We start from the raw sequence: 16,685 nt of genomic DNA, 5'->3' as shown, positions 1-16,685 counted from the left end.
ATGTACATGAAGCCCGGCCGCCCACTTGTCAGGAAGTTTCCAGTTGCTCGGACAGCCCGAGCCACTCTTCTTCCTGTGCGCTCAGTTGTGCATCGACCTGCTTGAGCCTGCGGCCGGCCTCGGCCATCTCGGCCGGTGGCAGTGGTTGGGCGAGCCGTTGTTCCAGCGCCGTCTTCTCTTCGGTGAGCGCCGCCATGCTGCGGTCCAGCTTCTCGATCTGCTTCTTGATCGGGCGCAGGCGCTCGTTCTGCTCCTGGCGGTTCTGGGCATCCTGCTTGCGCTGGACCGCCGCGGGCGCCGGTGCCGGCGCAGCCGCGGCCTTGGGCGCAGGCGCAGCCTTGAGTTCGTCGCGCAGACGCTTGGACTCGTCGAGCAGGTAGCGCTGGTAGTCGTCCAGGTCACCGTCGAAAGGCTCCACACCGCCGCGCGAGACCATCCAGAACTCGTCGCAGACCGAGCGCAACAGGGCCCGGTCGTGGCTGACCAGCATCACCGTGCCCTCGAACTCGTTGAGCGCCATGGCCAGCGCCTCGCGGGTGGCCAGGTCCAGGTGGTTGGTCGGCTCGTCGAGCAGCAGCAGGTTGGGGCGCTGCCAGACGATCATGCACAGCACCAGGCGCGCCTTCTCGCCGCCGCTCATGCTGCCCACGGCCTGCTTGACCATGTCGCCGCTGAAGTTGAAGGTGCCGAGGAAACTGCGCAGGTCCTGCTCGCGCGTGGCCTGGCCGGCCAGCCGGCCCGCCGCCGTGGTTTCCTTGACCAGCCGGATCATGTGCTCCAGCGGGTTGTCGGCCGGGCGCAGCACGTCGAGTTCCTGCTGCGCGAAGTAGCCGATGTTCAGTCCCTTGCCTTCGGTGATCTGGCCCGCGATGGGCTGCAGCGCACGCGCCACGGTCTTCACCAGCGTCGACTTGCCCTGGCCGTTGGCGCCCAGGATGCCGATGCGCTGGCCGGCCAGCACCGACTTGTTGACCTTCTGCACGATGACCGTGGGGCCGGTGCCTTCGGGCGCGTCCTCCGGCGGCGGGTAGCCGAAGGTGGCGTCCGACATCGACAGCATCGGGTTGGGCAGGTTGGCGGGTTCCTTGAACTCGAAGCTGAACTCGGCCTCGGCCAGCAGCGGCGCGATCTTCTCCATGCGGTCCAGCGCCTTGACGCGGCTCTGTGCCTGCTTGGCTTTGCTGGCCTTGGCCTTGAAGCGGTCGATGAACTTCTGCAGGTGGGCGATCTTGTCCTGCTGCCTGGCGTAGGAGGCCTGCTGCAGCTCGATCTTCTCGGCGCGCATGTCCTCGAACTTGCTGTAGTTGCCGCCGTAGCGGTTGAGCTTGGCCGTTTCGATGTGCACCGTCACGTCGGTGATGGCGTCCAGGAACTCGCGGTCGTGGCTGATCACGAGCAGCGTGCCCATGTAGCGCTTGAGCCAGGCTTCCAACCAGACCAGGGCGTCCAGGTCCAGGTGGTTGGTTGGCTCGTCGAGCAGCATCAGGTCGGACGGACACATCAGCGCGCGCGCCAGTTGCAGGCGCATGCGCCAGCCGCCCGAGAAGCTGTTGACGGGGTTGTCGAGTTCGCTGGTCTTGAAGCCCAGGCCCAGGATCAGCGCCTGCGCGCGCGCCTGGGCATCGCCCGAGCCCGCGTCGTACAGGGCCATGTAGGCGTTGGCCATGCGCTCGCCGTCGTCGCTGGCTTCGGCGGCGGCCACTTCCTGCTGCGCGGCCAGCAGCGTGGTGTCGCCCTCGATCACGAAGTCGGTGGCGCTCTGGTCGGTCTCGGGCATGTCCTGCGCCACCTGGGCCAGGCGCCACTGCGGCGGCACGTAGAAGTCGCCACCGTCTTCGTGCAGCGTGCCGTTGAGCAGCGCGAACAGTGTGGACTTGCCGGCGCCGTTGCGGCCGACCAGGCCAACCTTCTCGCCGGGGTTGATGGTGACGCTGGCGCTGTCCAGCAGCACTTTGGCGCTGCGGCGCAGGACGACGTTCTTGAGGGTGATCATGGTGATGAGGACCACCATGCTGCGGTGATCGAAAAATTCAAAGGAGGCCGAGTGCTTCGCGCGTCACCAGCAGCACCTGGTCTGCGCCAGCGCTGGTGTCCAGCCACACCACTTCGAGCGCGGGGAAAGCGGCTTCGAAGTAGGGGCGCTCATTGCCGATTTCCAGCACCAACACCGCGAAAGGCGCCATTTTCGCAGAAACCTCTTGCAGCAGTTTGCGGATGAAGTCCATCCCGTCTTTCCCGCCTGCCAGCGCCAGTGTCGGTTCGGCCTGGTACTCGGCGGGCAGGACGGCCATGCTGTCGCTGTTGACGTAGGGCGGATTGCACAGCACCAGGTCGAACGGTCCGGACACACCGGCCAGTCCGTCAGATTCGATGAGCGTGATGCGATCGGCCAACGCGTGTTTGTCCACATTGATGCGGGCCACGGCCAGGGCATCGGGCGACAGGTCGGCAGCTTCCACTTGAACCTCGGGCCAGGCCATGGCCGCCAGCACCGCCAGGCTGCCGTTGCCGGTGCACAGGTCGAGCACGCGGTGCGTGTGGTTGCCCAGCCAGGGGTCGATGGAGCCATCGGCCAGCAGTTCGGCGATGAAGGAGCGCGGCACGATGGCGCGCTCGTCCACGTAGAAGGGCACGTCCTGCAGCCAGGCTTCGTGCGTGAGGTAGGCAGCAGGCTTGCGGGTCGCGATGCGTTCGCCCAGCAGCGCATCGACCTGGGCCTGGCCGTTGGCGTCCACGGGCTGCTCGGCCACATCGTCCAGCGCGTCCAGCGGCAGGCCCAGGCGCCACAGCACCAGCCAGGCGGCCTCGTCGAACGCGTTGAGCGTGCCATGGCCGAAGGCCACGCCGGCCTGCTCCAGCCGCGTGGCCGCGGCTTCGATGGTCTGCAGAACGGTGCTCACCGCAACGACCGGTCCAGCCGTTCCAGCACGCCGCGGTAGATGTTCTTGAGCGGTTCGATGTCGGCCACGCGCACGTTCTCATCGATCTTGTGGATCGTGGCGTTGGGCGGGCCCAGTTCGATGACTTCGGGGCAGATCTGGGCGATGAAGCGGCCGTCGCTGGTGCCACCCGTGGTCGACAGCTCGGTCGTCAAGCCGGTCTCGGCTGCGATGGCCTCGCGCACGGCCTCGACCAGGGGCCCCGGCGTGGTCAGGAAGGGCAGGCCGCCCACGGTCCAGTCCAGCCGGTACTCCAGGCCATGGCGGTCCAGCACTTCGCGCACGCGCTGCTGCAGGCCTTCGGCCGTGGACTCGGTGCAGAAGCGGAAGTTGAAGTCGACCACGACATCGCCCGGGATCACGTTGCTCGCGCCCGTGCCGCCGTGGATGTTGCTGATCTGGAAGCTGGTCGGCTGGAAGAAGGCATTGCCCTGGTCCCAGGTGGTCGCGGCCAGTTCGGCCAGCGCCGGCAGCGCCTGGTGGATCGGATTGCGCGCCAGCTGCGGGTAGGCGATGTGGCCCTGGATGCCCAGTACCGTGAGCTTGCCGCCCATGGTGCCGCGCCGGCCGTTCTTGACCATGTCGCCGGTCTGCTCGACCGAGGTCGGCTCGCCGACGATGCACCAGTCGATGCGCTCGCCGCGCGCGCGCAGGCGCTCGCAGACCACCACCGTGCCGTCGCGCGCCGGGCCTTCCTCATCGCTGGTCAAGAGCACCGCGATCGACAGCGCGGGCGCAGGTGTGCCGGCGAGGAACTCCTCGGTGGCGACGACGAAGGCCGCCAGCGAGGTCTTCATGTCCGCGGCGCCGCGGCCGTAGAGCCGGCCGTCGCGGTGTGTGGGCGTGAACGGGTCGCTGGTCCATTGCGCCAGCGGGCCGGTGGGCACCACGTCGGTGTGGCCGGCGAAGACCAGCGTGCGCGCAGCGGCGGCACTGCCGGCGCGGCGCGCCCACAGGTTGGTCACGCGGAAATCCGCCGGGCCGCTGACGATGGACTCGCTGGCGAAGCCCAGCGGCGCCAGGCGCTCAGCGACCAGGGCCTGGCATCGGCCGTCTTCGGGGGTGATGGAAGGCTGGGCGATCAGCTGCTCAGCCAGCCGCAGGGTGGAATTCATGGGATCAGTTCTTCACGTCCAGCGTGATCTCGGTGAACGAGGGTTCGTCGTCCGGCACAGCGGGTGCAGTGGCCACTGTGCCGCGCGTGAAGTCGTTCTGCAGCCGCCACATCAGGTTGGTGGCCGAATCGGCGTGGGACAGGCCTTCCTGGCGCTCGATCACGCCTTCGGTGATGAGCCGTGCGATGTCGGCCTCGAAGGTCTGCGAGCCCTCGGCGATGGACTTCTCCATGGCTTCCTTGACGCCGGAGAAATCGCCATGCTCGATCATTTCGGATACGAGCGCGGTGTTCATGAGCACCTCCACCGCCGGCACGCGGTCGCCGCGCACGGTGCGCAGCAGCCGCTGGGAGACCACGGCCTGCAGCACGGCGCCCAGGTCGCCCAGCATGGTGGGCCGCACCTCGACCGGGTAGAAGTTCAGGATGCGGTTGAGCGCCTGGTAGCTGTTGTTGGCGTGCAGCGTGGCCAGGCACAGATGGCCGGTCTGGGCGTAGGCGATGGCGGCCGACATGGTCTCGCGGTCGCGGATCTCGCCGATCAGGATCACGTCGGGCGCCTGGCGCAGCGCGTTCTTGAGCGCCACCTGCAGCGACTGCGTGTCGGTGCCGATCTCGCGCTGGTTGACGATGGACTTCTTGTTCTTGAACAGGAACTCGATGGGTTCCTCGATGGTCAGGATGTGGCCGCTCTGGCGCTCGTTGCGGTGGTCCATCATGGCCGCCAGCGTGGTCGTCTTGCCGGCGCCCGTGGCACCGACCACGAGCAGCAGGCCGCGCCGGCGCTGCACCAGGTCGGCCAGCACGGCGGGCACCTTGAGTGATTCCAGGGTGGGGATCTCGGTGTTGATGTAGCGCACCACCACGGCGTAGCTGCCGCGCTGGCGCATGGCACTGACGCGAAAGCGGCCGACGCCGCTCAGCGACACCGCGGCATTGAGCTCGCCGGTACGGTCGAGCTCCTGGATCTGCTGTGCCGAGACCACCTCGGCCAACAGTTTGACGGGTGCGTCGAACGGCAGTACCTGGCTGTTGATCGGCACGGTCAACCCGTTGATCTTGAGCTGAGCCGGCGCGTTGGCCGACAGGAACAGGTCGGAGGCCTTCTTCTCCTGCATCAGGCGCAGGATGCGTTCCATCGTGCTCATGGTCGGGCCTCCGGGTGGCGCACTCAATCGCGCAGCAGGTCGTTCAGACTGGTCTTGGCGCGGGTCTGCGCGTCCACGGTCTTGACGATGACGGCGGCGTAGGTCGAGTAGTCCGTGCCGTTGGCGGTCTTCTTGTGCAGGCCGCCGCTGACGACGACGCTGCCCGAGGGCACGCGGCCATAGATGATCTCGCCGGTGTCGCGCTTGAAGATCGGCGTGCTCTGGCCGATGTACACGCCCATGCCGATCACGGAGTTCTCCTCGACGATCACGCCTTCGACGACCTCGGAGCGTGCGCCGATGAAGCAGTTGTCCTCGATGATGGTCGGATTCGCCTGCAGCGGCTCCAGCACGCCGCCCAGGCCCACGCCGCCGGACAGGTGCACGTTCTTGCCGACCTGGGCGCAACTGCCCACGGTGGCCCAGGTGTCGACCATGGTGCCTTCGTCCACGTAGGCGCCGATGTTCACGTAGCTGGGCATCAGGATCGCGCCCTTGGCGACGAAGCTGCCGCGGCGCGCCACGGCCGGCGGCACCACGCGCACGCCGGTGGCCTTCATCTCTTCGGCCGACAGGTGCGAGAACTTGGTCTGCACCTTGTCGTAGAAGCCCAGCGCGCCGGCCTGCATGACCTCGTTGTCCTTCAGGCGGAAGGACAGCAGCACCGCCTTCTTGATCCACTGGTGCACGGTCCACTGGCCCACGCCTTCGCGCGTGGCCACGCGCAGCTTGCCGTTGTTGAGTTCGGCAATCACGTGCTCGACGGCGTCCTGCACCTCCTTGGGGGCGGATTGGGGCGACAGGCTGGCCCGGTTCTCCCAGGCGTTGTCGATGGTGGTTTGAAGCTGTTGGCTCATGCTGTTTGCGGTCTCGATTGGATGAATTGAACGATGCGCTGCGCGGCTTCCACGCATTCGGCGGTCTCGGCCACCAGGGCCATGCGCACGCGCCCCTGGCCAGGGTTGAGGCCTGCGGCCTCGCGGGCGAGGTAGCTGCCGGGCAGGACCGTCACATTGTATTGAGCGAGCAACTCGCGGGCGAAGCGCGCATCGCTGCCCTCGGCCGCCTCGCCCGGGCGCAGCGGCACGCCGGCCCACAGGTAGAAGCCGGCATCGGGCAGGCGCACGTCCATCACTTCGGCCAGGAGCGGCGTGACGGCGGCGAACTTCTCGCGGTACAGCGCGCGGTTGGCCTCGACATGCGCCTCGTCGTTCCAGGCCGCGATGGAGGCCGTCTGCACCACCGGGCTCATGGCGCTGCCGTGGTAGGTGCGGTAGAGCAGGTACTGCTGCATCAGCGCCGCGTCGCCCGCGACGAAGCCCGAGCGCATGCCCGGCACGTTGCTGCGCTTGGACAGGCTCGTGAACGCCACGATGTTGCGCAGATCGCCGCGGCCCAGCTGCGCCGCGGCTTCCAGGCCGCCCAGCGGCGGGGTGGCGCCGAAGTAGATCTCGCTGTAGCACTCGTCCGAGGCGATCACGAAGCCGTGCCGGTCGGACAGTTCGAACAGCTTGCGCCACTCGTCCAGCGGCATCACGGCGCCCGTGGGGTTGCCGGGCGAGCAGACATAGAGCAGCTGGGTGCGGGCCCAGACGGCCTCTGGCACGCTGTCCCAGTCCACCGCGAAGTTGCGTTGCGGGTCGCTCGGCGCGTAGTAGGGCTCGGCGCCAGCCAGCAGGGCCGCGCCCTCGTAGATCTGGTAGAAGGGATTGGGGCACACCACGGTGGCGCCAGGCAGCGTCGGGTCGACGACGGTCTGCGCGAAGGAGAACAAGGCCTCGCGCGAGCCGTTGACGGGCAGCACCTGGGTGCTGTCCAGCGCCAGACCGTAGCGGCGCTGCAACCAGCCCGTGAAGGCGGCGCGCAGCGCGGGCGTGCCGGCCGTGGGCGGGTAGCCGGCCAGGCCCTCGCGCAGGTCACCGGCCAGCGCGGCCTGGATGAACGGTGGGGTCGGGTGCTTGGGTTCGCCGATGCCCAGGCTGATGGGGCGCAGGCCGGGCGGTGGCGTGACGCCGGCAAACAACTGGCGCAGCCGTTCGAACGGGTAGGGCTGCAGGCGGGCGAGCAGGGGATTCATGGGGCGCGATTATCGGGGCGCGCCTGCGGGCCGGTGCGGCCATGACCCCGGTCACCGGCCCACGCACGCGCCGCTGGTCAGCCGCTGGGCTTGTTGGTATGTTCCGCGCCATGTCTGCTCCCCTGACCGAACCCATGCCCATGGCTGGCGTGCAGCGCCTGCTCGTGATCGACGACCACGCGCTCGTGCGCATGGGTGTGCGCACGCTGGTCATGCAGCAGTTCGCCGACAGCTATGCGGTCGAGGAAGCCGGCACGCTGGAGCAAGGCCTGGCCAGGCTCGCCCAGGCGCAGGGGCGCATCGCGCTGGTGCTGCTGGACCTGCAGCTGCCCGATGCCAAGGGCTTCGCCGGCCTGCGCATCCTGCGGCGCGACCATCCCGGCGTGCCCGTGGTGGTGCTCAGCGGCGCGCAGGACCTGCGCATCCGCGAGGAGGCGCTGCGCTTGGGCGCGCGCGCCTACATCGGCAAGTCGGCCGATGCGGGCGCGATGGATGCCTGGGTCGAGGTGCTGCGCGAGCATGCCGATGCACCGCCGCAGTTGCCCGCCCCGAGCGCACCACCGGACGCGGCCGCGCTGCGCACGGCCCAGGGCCTGGGGCTGAGTCCGCGCCAGGTGCAGGTGCTCGAACTGCTGCTGGCCGGCATGGACAACCAGGCCATCGCCACGGAGACGGGGCTGACGCTGGGCACGGTCAAGAACTGCGTGTCCTCGGTCTTCCTGGGCTTCAACGTGCGTTCGCGCGCGGAGCTGCTGGGCATGTTCCCCACCTGAGCCCGACATGCCCAAGGCCGCGGCCTGGCAGCGCCTGCTGCTGCACGAGGAACTCGTCGATGCCGAGCGCGGCGCCGATACCATGCGTCCGGTGCGGCGCGCCCAGCTCGAGTTGCTGCTGCAGAAGTTCAGCCTGGCCGCGTCCATCGCGGCCGCGCTGTACGCGCTGGCACTGTGGGTGCTGTTCTACGTACTGGGCCCTTCGCCGCGGGTGCTGGTCTGGGCGGCGCTGGTGCACGGCGTGCAGGCGCTGCGCTACACCCACACGCGCCGGCTGCTCGCGCGCGGGCCGGTGCCCGATGCCGAACTGGGACCGGAGCTGCATCGCCAGACCCGGCTGCTCTGGATGCTGGGCGGCGCCTGGGCCATGGCGCCCTGGTTGCTGATGCGCCACGGCGACACCGCCTCCATGGCTCTGATGGCGGTGTTCATCGTCGGCATGGTGTCCAGCGCGGCCGCGGTGCTGAGTTCGCACCGGCAGACGGTCGCTGCCTTCGTCGTGCCGGCCATGTGCGGCCTGGTGCTGGCGCTGGCCTGGTCGGGCGGGCTGATCGGCTGGATCATGGCGCTGGCGCTGGCGCAGTACAGCTCCACACTGGTCAAGTGGACGGCGCAGCAGGTGGACCTGCTGGTCGACTCGCTGCAAGTGCGCTTCGACCGCGAAGATCTGGCGCAGCGCCTGGCCGAGCAGGTCGAGCGCGTGGAAGCCGGCAGCCGCGAGAAGACGCGCTTCCTGGCCTCGGCCAGCCACGACCTGCGCCAGCCGCTGCACGCGGTCTCGCTGTTCACCGCCGTGCTGGAGCACGCGCTGGCCCAGGGGCCGCAGCACGAGACGGTGGCGCGCCTGGCGCATTCGGTGCGCATGCTCGGCACTTCGCTGGACGGCATGCTGGATGTGTCGCGCCTGGATGCGGGCGCCGTGCAGCCGCGCATCGAGACGCTGGGCGTGCATGCGCTGTTCGTCTCGCTGCAGAACACCTATGGCGTGCGGGCACAGGAGAAGGGCCTGCGCCTGCGCATCCGCGCACCGGGCGACCTGCATGTGGCCAGCGACCGTTTGCTGCTCGAGCGCCTGCTCGGCAACCTGCTGGACAACGCGCTCAAGTACACGGAGCAGGGCGGCGTGCTGGTCGCGGCGCGGCCGGCGCATCTGCCTGACGGCGGCCAGGCCGTGCGCTTCGAGATCCTGGACACCGGGATCGGCATCGCACCGGCCCAGCAGGCCCAGGTCTTCGAGGAGTTCTACCAGGTCGGCAATCCGCAACGCGACCGGGCCCAGGGTCTGGGGCTGGGCCTGTCCATCGTGCGGCGGCTGTCGGCGCTGCTGCAACACCCGGTGCAGCTGCGTTCGCGCCCGGGCCGGGGCACGCGCTTCGGCGTGCTGGTCAGGGCCGTGCCGCCGGTGGCGCCGTCGGGCGCCGTGCTGCCGCAGCATCCGCGCCGGGCCGTGCAACTGCCAGCGCATGTGCTGGTGCTCGACGACGAAGCCGTCAGTGCCATGGCCATGGCGTCCTGGCTGTCGGCCCAGGGTTGCCAGGTGCGCGTGGCGGCCGACGTGCCGGCCGCGCGGCTGGTGCTGCGGCAACATCCGGAGATCAGCACCGTGGTGGCCGATTTCCGCCTGCCGGGCAACGAGAGCGGGCTGGACTTCCTGGTGGAGGTGCGCCTCAAGCTGCCCGAGATGCGCGGCCTGCTCGTGACGGGCGAGACCGCGCCCGAGCGCATCGCCGCCATCCGCGCCAGCGGGCTGCCCTGCCTGTTCAAACCGGTGCAGCCCGAGCGGCTGGTCGAGGCGCTGGCGCGCTGACGACGACCACGGCGGCCGAAGCCTGCAGCACGACGAGCACGAGGAAGCAGGCGCCATAACCGGTTCCCGCCGGCGGCCCGGCGTGCGGCCCGCCGGCAACCAGGCCGGCCAGCACGGCGGGGGCGAACGCGTACAGCGCCTGCGACAGCGCCACGCTGCGCGCGACCACGCGTGGCACATCGGCAGGCGCGAACTCCGTCTGTGCGATCAGCGGCGGCAGCGAAGTGGCGTTGCCGATGCCGAGCCCGAACAACACGGCGCCGCAAACCAGGAGCGCCGTGTGCTCCATGCCTGCCCACCACAGCAGCAGCGTTCCGGCGGCTTGCACGGCGTAGCTGGCCGCCGCGGCACGGCGCCGGTCGGCCCACCGCGCCAGCAGCCACGCCATGGCGAAGCGGCCGGCCATGCCGCAGCCGGTGGCCAGCCCCATGGTCCAGCCCGCCTGCCGGCTGCCCAGGCCGGCTGCGAGCCATGAGAAGAGCTGGGAGACCAGTCCGATCTGCGCGAAGAGGCCCAGAGCCATGGCAGCGGCCAGTGTCACGAACCTGCGGTCGCGCCACAGCGTGGTGCGCACGACCATGGCACCGCTGGCGCGGGCCAGCGGTGCCGGCACGGTGGCCGGAACCTGGCCCGCAGGAACACAGCCAAGTTCACGGCTGGCGATGGACAACACCACGCTGACCATGGCGAGACCGACCAGCATGGCCGCGGCAGGAAAGCCGGCGCGGTCGATCAGAAGCACCCACAGCGGCGAGAAGACCATGCCGCCGACGCTGGCGCCGTTGTAGGCCTTGGCCAATGCCAGCGGCCGCGTCGCGGCGAACCAGGGCGAGACGATCGCATGGATGCCCGCGGCGCCCATCGGCACCCAGCCAGCGCCGGTGCACATCGCCGCCACGAAGAGTTGCCAGGGCGCGGCTGCTGCAGCCCAGCCGAGCACCCCCACGGCCAGCAGCATGGCCCCGGCCACGGTCGCGGCAGGGATCCCGATGCGCCGGTGGATGGCCGGAAGGCTGGCGGCGACGCCGGCGCCGACCAGGAAATGGCAGGTCAGCGCAGCACTGACCAGTGGCAGCGGCCAGCCGGTGCGCTGCAGCACCGCATGCAGGAAGACTGGCGGCCCGTAGAAGCCCACGCCCCAGCCGAACAGCGCCAGCACGAACGCCGCGCGCACGATGGCGCTGCCATGGCAAGGGGGCGACAGCGGGAAGCGGGAGGGCGACATGGTGTGGGCACAGTGGTAGGCGGGGCAGCCCGCGATGTGCCCGATGCTGCGGTACGGGCCAGCCGCGATGCTTCGCTGCGGAACGAAGCGTCCGGCTGGCGCCTTGGGATACGCTGGCAGGCGGAGCCACACCATGAACACCAACCAGATTGCCCGGATTGCATCCCTGCTCGGCGAGCCCGCACGCGCGGCGATGCTGCTGCAGCTGATGGATGGCCGCTGGCTCACCGCGACCGAACTGGCCGGGGCCGCCAGCGTCTCGCCGCAGACCGCCAGCCGCCATCTGGCCCAGCTGGTGGGGGCTGGCCTTCTGCACATGGAGCAGCGAGGCCGGCACCGCTACCACCGGCTTGCATCGGGCGAGGTGGCCAAGGTGCTGGAAAGCCTCATGCAGATCGCGGGCGAGATGCCGCTTCAGCGTCCCGTCGTGCCCGGCCCGCGCGAGCCGGCAATGCGCATGGCCCGCATGTGCTATGACCACATCGCCGGCCGTCTCGGGCTGGCCATTGCCGAACGGCTGCAGGCTGACCAGGCGATCGAATTCGAGGGGGAGGCCGGCCTCGTCACCGAGCGGGCCGGGCCGGTGCTGGCACGCTGGGGCCTGTCGCTGGCATCCGACCAGCCGCCGACGCGGCGTGCCCGGCCTGACTGCCGCCCCTGCCTGGACTGGAGCGAACGCAAGCCGCATCTCGCCGGCCGGCTCGGCGCGATGATCTGCGCGCACTGCCTGGACCAGGGGTGGCTGAGCCGCAAGGCCGGCAACCGGGCCTTGGCCATCTCGGCGCGTGGTGCGGCCAGCCTGCGCGACCTGCTGGGCCTGCAGGCCTGGCGGCAAGTAACCGATGAAGCGTGACCGGCGGCCTGCGCTTCAGCCTTTTTGCACCATCTTCAACACGCTGGAGAAGTCCAGCGCGCCATGCCCGGCGAGGCTGTGCGCCGCATACAGGTTGCGCGCCAAGCCACCCAAGGGTGTAGAGGCGCGCACGGCAGCGGCGTTCTCCTGCGCCAGGCCCAGGTCCTTGAGCATGAGGTCCGTACCGAAGCCACCCGCATAGTTCTTGGAGGCCGGCGCGGTCTCCATCACGCCCGGCATGGGGTTGTACTTCTCGAGCGCCCAGTTGCCGCCCGAGCTGCGGCGCATGATCTCGGACAGCACCTTGGGGTCCAGCCCGTTGGCCACGCCCAGCGCCAGCGCCTCGGAGGTGCCGATCATGAGGATGCCCAGCAGCATGTTGTTGCAGATCTTGGCGGTCTGGCCGGCGCCGGCATCGCCCGCGTGGAAGATGTTGGCGCCCATTTTTTCCAGCAGCGGGCGGGCGCGCTCCAGGTCGGCGTGGCTGCCGCCGACCATGAAGGTCAGCGTGCCGGCGATGGCGCCGCCGGTGCCGCCGGAGACCGGCGCGTCAATCACGGCAATGCCGCGCGCGGCGCCGGCTTCTGCCACCTTGCGCGAACTCGCGGCTGCGATGGTGCTGCTGTCGATGACCAGCGTGCCGGGCGCGATCTTGCCGATCAGGCCCTTCTCACCCAGGTAGAGCGCCTCGACGTGCTGGCTGGCCGGCAGCATGCTGACCACGACCTCGGCGCCGTCCAGCGTGGCGGCCGCCGTCTCGGCAATAGCCAGGCCGTCGGCCGCGTACTTCTTGCAGGCGGCTTCCGAGAGGTCGAACCCGCTGACCTGGTGGCCAGCCTTGTGCAGGTTCAGGGCCATGGGGCCGCCCATGTTTCCGAGGCCGATGAATGCGATCTTCATGGTGTTGTCTCCGTGATGGGGGTTAGACGAGGCCGACGAGTTCGGGCGCCATCTCGCCGCGCGGGCGCAGGTGGTCCTCGACGAAGGCCGGCGTGATCTCGGAAAGGCTGGCCGGGCTCCACTTGGGGTTGCGGTCCTTGTCGACCAGCACGGCGCGGATGCCCTCGGCGAAGTCCTTGTGCGCGCAAAAGCCCAGCGAGGCCCAGTACTCCAGCCGGAACACTTCTGCCAGCGACATGCGCGGCACGCGCTGCCACAGCGCGAAGCTCAGCGCGATGGAGCTTGGCGCGCCCTTGGCGAAGGCCTTGGCCGCCCCCTGCAGCCAGGCGTCCTCGCTCTGCAGTGCGTACAGCCGCGCGGCGATGTCGAGGAGGTCGTCGCCGGCCATCAGGGCGTTGATGGTGTCCAAGTGCTCGCGCAGCTTGGAGGCAGGTGCCTCGGCGCCCTGGCCGGCCGCGATCAGGATGCGCGAGAGCATGGCGCGGTCGGCCTGTTCGGCACCGCTCCACGCCGCCTGCGCGATGGCGTCCAGCACCTGGGCCTTGCGCTCGTGCGGCACCAGGTGGTCGGCCTGGCCCACGAACAGCGCGTCGCTGGCGTTGAAGTTGGCAGCCGTCAGCGCGAGGAACAGGCCCGTGCGGCCCGGCATGCGGCGCAGGAACCAGCTGCCGCCCACGTCGGGGTACAGGCCGATGTGGATCTCGGGCATGGCCAGCCGGCTCTGCGGCGTGACCACGCGATGGGAGGCGCCCGCCAGCAGGCCGATGCCTCCGCCCATCACGATGCCGTGGCCCCAGCACAGGAAGGGCTTGGGGAAAGTGTGGATCAGGTAGTCGAGCTCGTACTCTTCGCCGAAGAAGCGTTCGGCATATTCGTTGCGGGCGGGGCCGCAGTCCAGCAGTGTCTGGTACAGCTGGCGCAGGTCGCCGCCGGCGCAGAAGGCCTTCTCGCCGGCTGCATCGAGCAGCACGCCGACGATGCCGGCGTCCTGGGCCCAGGCCCGCAGCTGCGGCGCGAGCAGCCGCACCATGGCCACCGAGAGCGAGTTCAGCGAAGCGGGCGCGTTGAGCGTGGCCACGCCGAAGCGCTTGCCGTTGGCGGCTTGGATTTCGTTGAAGAGAACCACGGCTTCTGTCATTGGATGTCCACGTCGCTTTCGAGCAGTTTGCGCGCCACGATCAGGCGCATGATTTCGTTCGTGCCTTCGAGGATCTGGTGCACGCGCGTGTCGCGCACCAGCCGCTCCAGCGGGAATTCGCCCAGGTAGCCGTAGCCCCCGTGCAGTTGCAGCGCGTCGTTGCAGACGGTGAAGCCGGCGTCGGTGGCGAAGCGCTTGGCCATCGCGCAATAGGTGCTGGCATCGCGGTGGCCGGCATCGAGCTTGCTCGCGGCCAGGCGCACCATCTGGCGGGCGGCGACGAGTTCGGTCGCCATGTCGGCCAGCTTGAACTGCAGCGCCTGGAAGCTGGCCAGCGGCTTGCCGAACTGCTGGCGCTCGTGCAGGTAGCGGCGTGCCGCGTCCAGCGCGCCCTGGGCCGCGCCGACCGAGCAGGTGGCGATGTTGATGCGCCCGCCGTCCAACCCCTTCATGGCGATGCGAAAGCCTTCGCCTTCGGCCCCGAGCAGGTGGTCGGCCGGCACGCGCACGTTGTCGAAAGCGATGGTGCGCGTGGGCTGGCTGTTCCAGCCCATCTTGTGCTCCTTCTTGCCGTAGGAGACGCCGGCCGCATCGGCCGGCACCGCGAAGGCCGAGATGCCGCCCGCGCCGCCGCCGCCCGTGCGCGCCATGAGCACCAGCACATCCGTGGCGCCGGCGCCCGAGATGAAGGCCTTGCCGCCGTTGATGACGTACTCGCTGCCCTGCAACTCGGCGCGCGTCTTGAGGTTGCCGGCGTCCGAGCCCGCACCGGGTTCCGTCAGGCAGTAGGAGGCGAGCTTGCGCCCGCTGGTGAGGTCCGCGCCCCAGCGCTCGCAGACGGCGCTCTGGCCCCAGCTGCCCAGCATCCAGGTCGCCATGTTGTGGATGGTGATGAAGGCCGTGGTCGACGGGTCCGCGGCCGCCATCTGCTCGAACACCAGCGTGGCGTCCAGCCGCGGCAAAGCCAGGCCGCCGATGCGCTCGGGCGCATACAGGCCGCAGAAACCCAAGTCGCCGGCCTTGCCGATGGCTTCGCGCGGGAAAGTCTGCTCGCGGTCCCACTGCGCCGCATGCGGCGCCAGTTCGTGCGTGGCGAATTCCCGGGCCGTGTCGGCGAAGGCTTGTTGATCTTCCGAAAGTTCGAAGTCCATGGACCCGAACTTACTTCAAGCTGATCGTGGTGTTCACACCCTGCGAGACAGTGGAGTCGTCGAACCAGCGCTCGGTGATGGTCTTGGTCTGCGTGTAGAACAGGATCACCTGCTTGCCGTACGGGCCCAGGTCGCCGAGCTTGGAGGCGCGCGAGCCGGAGAACGAGAACAGCGGCACGGGCACCGGGATCGGCACGTTGATGCCGATCTGGCCGACGTCGATGTCTTCCTGGAACCTGCGCGCCGCCGCGCCGGATTGCGTGAAGATCGCCGTGCCGTTGCCGTTCGGGTTGCTGTTGATGAGCGCGATGGCCTCGTCGATGGTTTCGGCGCCGGCCAGGCAGATCACCGGGCCGAAGATCTCCTGGTCGTAGATGGCCATGCCGGGCTTCACATTCGAGAACACCGTCGGGCCGACGAAGTTGCCCTTCTCGTAGCCGGGCACGGTCGGCTTGCGGCCGTCCAGGTCCAGCGTGGCACCGTCGGCCAGGCCGCGTTCGATCAGGCTGTTGACGCGGTCGTAGGCGGCGCAGGAGACCAGCGGGCCCACGTCCACGCCCTTCTCGGTGCCGGCACCGATCTTGAGCGTCTTGGCCTTGGCCACGAGGTCGGGAATCCAGTTGCGGGCCTCGCCGACCAGCACGGCCACGGACACCGCCATGCAGCGCTGGCCGGCCGCGCCGAAGGCCGCGCCCGCCAGTGCGTTGAGCGTTTGCTCCTTGTTCGCGTCGGGCATCACGATGGCGTGGTTCTTCGCGCCCATCATGCATTGGGCGCGCTTACCAGCCAGGGTGGCGCGGTTGTAGACGTGCGTGCCGACCTTGGTCGAGCCGACGAAGCTGATGGCCTTGATGTCCGGGTGGTCGCAGATCGCGTTGACAGCGGCCTCGCCACCGTGCACCACGTTCAGCACGCCGGGCGGAATGCCGGCCTCCAGCGCCAGTTCGCACAGGCGCATGGTGACCATCGGGTCCTGCTCGGAGGGCTTGAGCACGAAGGTGTTGCCGGTGGCGATCGCCATCGGGAACATCCACAGCGGGATCATGGCCGGGAAATTGAACGGCGTGATGCCGGCGCACACGCCCAGCGGCTGCAGCAGCGTGTAGGTGTCCACGCCATTGGCCACGTTGTTGGCCAGTTCGCCGAGCTGCAGGTTGCCGATGCTGGCGGCGTGCTCCACCACCTCCAGACCGCGGAACACGTCGCCTTCGGCGTCGGGCAGGGTCTTGCCCTGTTCGGCCGTCAGGATCGCAGCCAGCTCGGCCATGTTCTCGCGGATCAGCTGCTGGTACTTGAGGAAGATGCGCGCGCGTGCACCGATGGCAGTCTTGCGCCAGGTCTTGAAGGCGGTCTTGGCGGAGGCGACGGCGGCGTCGATCTCCTGCGGCGTGGCGAAGGGCACGCGGGCCAGCACTTCCTGCGTGGCGGGGTTGACGATGTCGCGCCATTCGGCGCTGCGCGATTCGACGAACTGGCCGTCGATGAGCAGCTTGACGGTGGGCACGGCGGGCTCGGATTTGGGGAGGGCGGACATGGGCAGGTCTCCTGGTGTCGGTTGTA

Annotated in this window: 14 protein-coding genes; 3 read left to right on the top strand and 11 right to left on the bottom strand. The window is 69.3% G+C overall.

What is annotated here, in order from left to right:
- Positions 1 to 28: 28 nt before the first annotated feature.
- Genes ACSQ4M_RS23355 through dapC form a run of 6 tightly spaced genes read right to left on the bottom strand, consistent with a single transcriptional unit; the run spans position 29 to position 7,278 of the window.
- Entirely contained in the window at positions 29 to 1,993 is a 1,965-nt protein-coding gene (locus ACSQ4M_RS23355; protein WP_436194058.1) for an ABC-F family ATP-binding cassette domain-containing protein, read from the bottom strand.
- 37 nt (positions 1,994 to 2,030) lie between these two features.
- Positions 2,031 to 2,900, bottom strand: coding sequence for a 50S ribosomal protein L3 N(5)-glutamine methyltransferase (prmB, locus tag ACSQ4M_RS23350; protein ID WP_436191795.1), 870 nt, complete (start codon positions 2,898 to 2,900; stop codon positions 2,031 to 2,033).
- Positions 2,897 to 4,054 (bottom strand): succinyl-diaminopimelate desuccinylase, encoded by a 1,158-nt coding sequence (gene dapE / locus ACSQ4M_RS23345; protein ID WP_436191794.1) that lies wholly within the window; start codon positions 4,052 to 4,054, stop codon positions 2,897 to 2,899. The genes prmB and dapE overlap by 4 nt, the downstream gene beginning before the upstream one ends.
- A gap of 4 nt (positions 4,055 to 4,058) precedes the next feature.
- Positions 4,059 to 5,201, bottom strand: coding sequence for a PilT/PilU family type 4a pilus ATPase (locus tag ACSQ4M_RS23340; RefSeq protein WP_436191793.1), 1,143 nt, complete (start codon positions 5,199 to 5,201; stop codon positions 4,059 to 4,061).
- 23 nt (positions 5,202 to 5,224) lie between these two features.
- The gene (dapD, locus tag ACSQ4M_RS23335) at positions 5,225 to 6,058 is read right to left on the bottom strand and encodes a 2,3,4,5-tetrahydropyridine-2,6-dicarboxylate N-succinyltransferase (RefSeq protein WP_436191792.1); all 834 of its coding nucleotides are present in this window, start codon (positions 6,056 to 6,058) and stop codon (positions 5,225 to 5,227) included.
- Positions 6,055 to 7,278 (bottom strand): succinyldiaminopimelate transaminase, encoded by a 1,224-nt coding sequence (dapC, locus tag ACSQ4M_RS23330; protein ID WP_436191791.1) that lies wholly within the window; start codon positions 7,276 to 7,278, stop codon positions 6,055 to 6,057. Before dapC ends, dapD begins: the two co-directional genes overlap by 4 nt.
- Positions 7,279 to 7,388: 110 nt before the next feature.
- Here dapC and ACSQ4M_RS23325 point away from each other — a divergent pair, with 110 nt between their 5' ends.
- Together ACSQ4M_RS23325 and ACSQ4M_RS23320 are read left to right on the top strand one after the other, a co-directional pair.
- The gene (locus ACSQ4M_RS23325; protein WP_436191790.1) at positions 7,389 to 8,051 is read left to right on the top strand and encodes a response regulator transcription factor; all 663 of its coding nucleotides are present in this window, start codon (positions 7,389 to 7,391) and stop codon (positions 8,049 to 8,051) included.
- Between the two features lie 7 nt (positions 8,052 to 8,058).
- Positions 8,059 to 9,858 carry an ATP-binding protein gene (locus tag ACSQ4M_RS23320; protein WP_436191789.1) on the top strand — a complete coding sequence of 600 codons (1,800 nt, stop codon included), beginning with the start codon at positions 8,059 to 8,061 and terminating at the stop codon, positions 9,856 to 9,858.
- Here ACSQ4M_RS23320 and ACSQ4M_RS23315 read toward each other — a convergent pair.
- Entirely contained in the window at positions 9,812 to 11,083 is a 1,272-nt protein-coding gene (locus tag ACSQ4M_RS23315; protein ID WP_436191788.1) for an MFS transporter, read from the bottom strand. The two genes, ACSQ4M_RS23320 and ACSQ4M_RS23315, sit on opposite strands and share 47 nt — an antisense overlap.
- A 133-nt stretch (positions 11,084 to 11,216) precedes the next feature.
- On the opposite strand from ACSQ4M_RS23315, the gene ACSQ4M_RS23310 reads away from it, so the two are divergent.
- Complete coding sequence (locus tag ACSQ4M_RS23310) at positions 11,217 to 11,936, top strand: ArsR/SmtB family transcription factor (protein ID WP_436191787.1); 720 nt, start codon at positions 11,217 to 11,219, stop codon at positions 11,934 to 11,936.
- A 15-nt stretch (positions 11,937 to 11,951) separates the two neighbouring features.
- Here the strand turns inward: ACSQ4M_RS23310 and mmsB are convergent, their stop codons facing one another.
- From mmsB to ACSQ4M_RS23290, 4 genes are read right to left on the bottom strand one after another with little or no spacing between them, the layout of a single operon-like run.
- A complete protein-coding gene (mmsB, locus tag ACSQ4M_RS23305; protein WP_436191786.1) occupies positions 11,952 to 12,836 on the bottom strand; it encodes a 3-hydroxyisobutyrate dehydrogenase in 885 nt (294 codons plus the stop codon).
- 22 nt (positions 12,837 to 12,858) lie between these two features.
- Positions 12,859 to 13,974 (bottom strand): enoyl-CoA hydratase/isomerase family protein, encoded by a 1,116-nt coding sequence (locus ACSQ4M_RS23300; protein ID WP_436191785.1) that lies wholly within the window; start codon positions 13,972 to 13,974, stop codon positions 12,859 to 12,861.
- Positions 13,971 to 15,125 carry an acyl-CoA dehydrogenase family protein gene (locus tag ACSQ4M_RS23295; protein WP_436191784.1) on the bottom strand — a complete coding sequence of 385 codons (1,155 nt, stop codon included), beginning with the start codon at positions 15,123 to 15,125 and terminating at the stop codon, positions 13,971 to 13,973. The genes ACSQ4M_RS23300 and ACSQ4M_RS23295 overlap by 4 nt, the downstream gene beginning before the upstream one ends.
- Before the next feature lie 10 nt (positions 15,126 to 15,135).
- Positions 15,136 to 16,659, bottom strand: coding sequence for a CoA-acylating methylmalonate-semialdehyde dehydrogenase (locus ACSQ4M_RS23290; protein ID WP_436191783.1), 1,524 nt, complete (start codon positions 16,657 to 16,659; stop codon positions 15,136 to 15,138).
- Between the last annotated feature and the right edge of the window lie 26 nt (positions 16,660 to 16,685).

The sequence above is a fragment of the Pseudorhodoferax sp. LjRoot39 genome, from assembly GCF_964253035.1.
GTDB lineage: Bacteria > Pseudomonadota > Gammaproteobacteria > Burkholderiales > Burkholderiaceae_C > Pseudorhodoferax.
The sequence above is the reverse complement of the archived record's forward strand: the minus strand, read 5'-3'. Positions and strand labels throughout refer to the sequence as shown.

What these genes read in the sequence shown, in the direction of transcription:
- dapC (WP_436191791.1), bottom strand. Translation starts at nt 7,278, where the DNA reads ATGAATCCCCTGCTCGCCCGCCTGCAGCCCTACCCGTTCGAACGGCTG.
- ACSQ4M_RS23340 (WP_436191793.1), bottom strand. Translation starts at nt 5,201, where the DNA reads ATGAGCACGATGGAACGCATCCTGCGCCTGATGCAGGAGAAGAAGGCC.
- ACSQ4M_RS23320 (WP_436191789.1), top strand. Translation starts at nt 8,059, where the DNA reads ATGCCCAAGGCCGCGGCCTGGCAGCGCCTGCTGCTGCACGAGGAACTC.
- ACSQ4M_RS23290 (WP_436191783.1), bottom strand. Translation starts at nt 16,659, where the DNA reads ATGTCCGCCCTCCCCAAATCCGAGCCCGCCGTGCCCACCGTCAAGCTG.
- ACSQ4M_RS23295 (WP_436191784.1), bottom strand. Translation starts at nt 15,125, where the DNA reads ATGGACTTCGAACTTTCGGAAGATCAACAAGCCTTCGCCGACACGGCC.
- mmsB (WP_436191786.1), bottom strand. Translation starts at nt 12,836, where the DNA reads ATGAAGATCGCATTCATCGGCCTCGGAAACATGGGCGGCCCCATGGCC.
- ACSQ4M_RS23325 (WP_436191790.1), top strand. Translation starts at nt 7,389, where the DNA reads ATGTCTGCTCCCCTGACCGAACCCATGCCCATGGCTGGCGTGCAGCGC.
- ACSQ4M_RS23310 (WP_436191787.1), top strand. Translation starts at nt 11,217, where the DNA reads ATGAACACCAACCAGATTGCCCGGATTGCATCCCTGCTCGGCGAGCCC.
- ACSQ4M_RS23300 (WP_436191785.1), bottom strand. Translation starts at nt 13,974, where the DNA reads ATGACAGAAGCCGTGGTTCTCTTCAACGAAATCCAAGCCGCCAACGGC.
- ACSQ4M_RS23355 (WP_436194058.1), bottom strand. Translation starts at nt 1,993, where the DNA reads ATGATCACCCTCAAGAACGTCGTCCTGCGCCGCAGCGCCAAAGTGCTG.
- dapE (WP_436191794.1), bottom strand. Translation starts at nt 4,054, where the DNA reads ATGAATTCCACCCTGCGGCTGGCTGAGCAGCTGATCGCCCAGCCTTCC.
- dapD (WP_436191792.1), bottom strand. Translation starts at nt 6,058, where the DNA reads ATGAGCCAACAGCTTCAAACCACCATCGACAACGCCTGGGAGAACCGG.
- ACSQ4M_RS23315 (WP_436191788.1), bottom strand. Translation starts at nt 11,083, where the DNA reads ATGTCGCCCTCCCGCTTCCCGCTGTCGCCCCCTTGCCATGGCAGCGCC.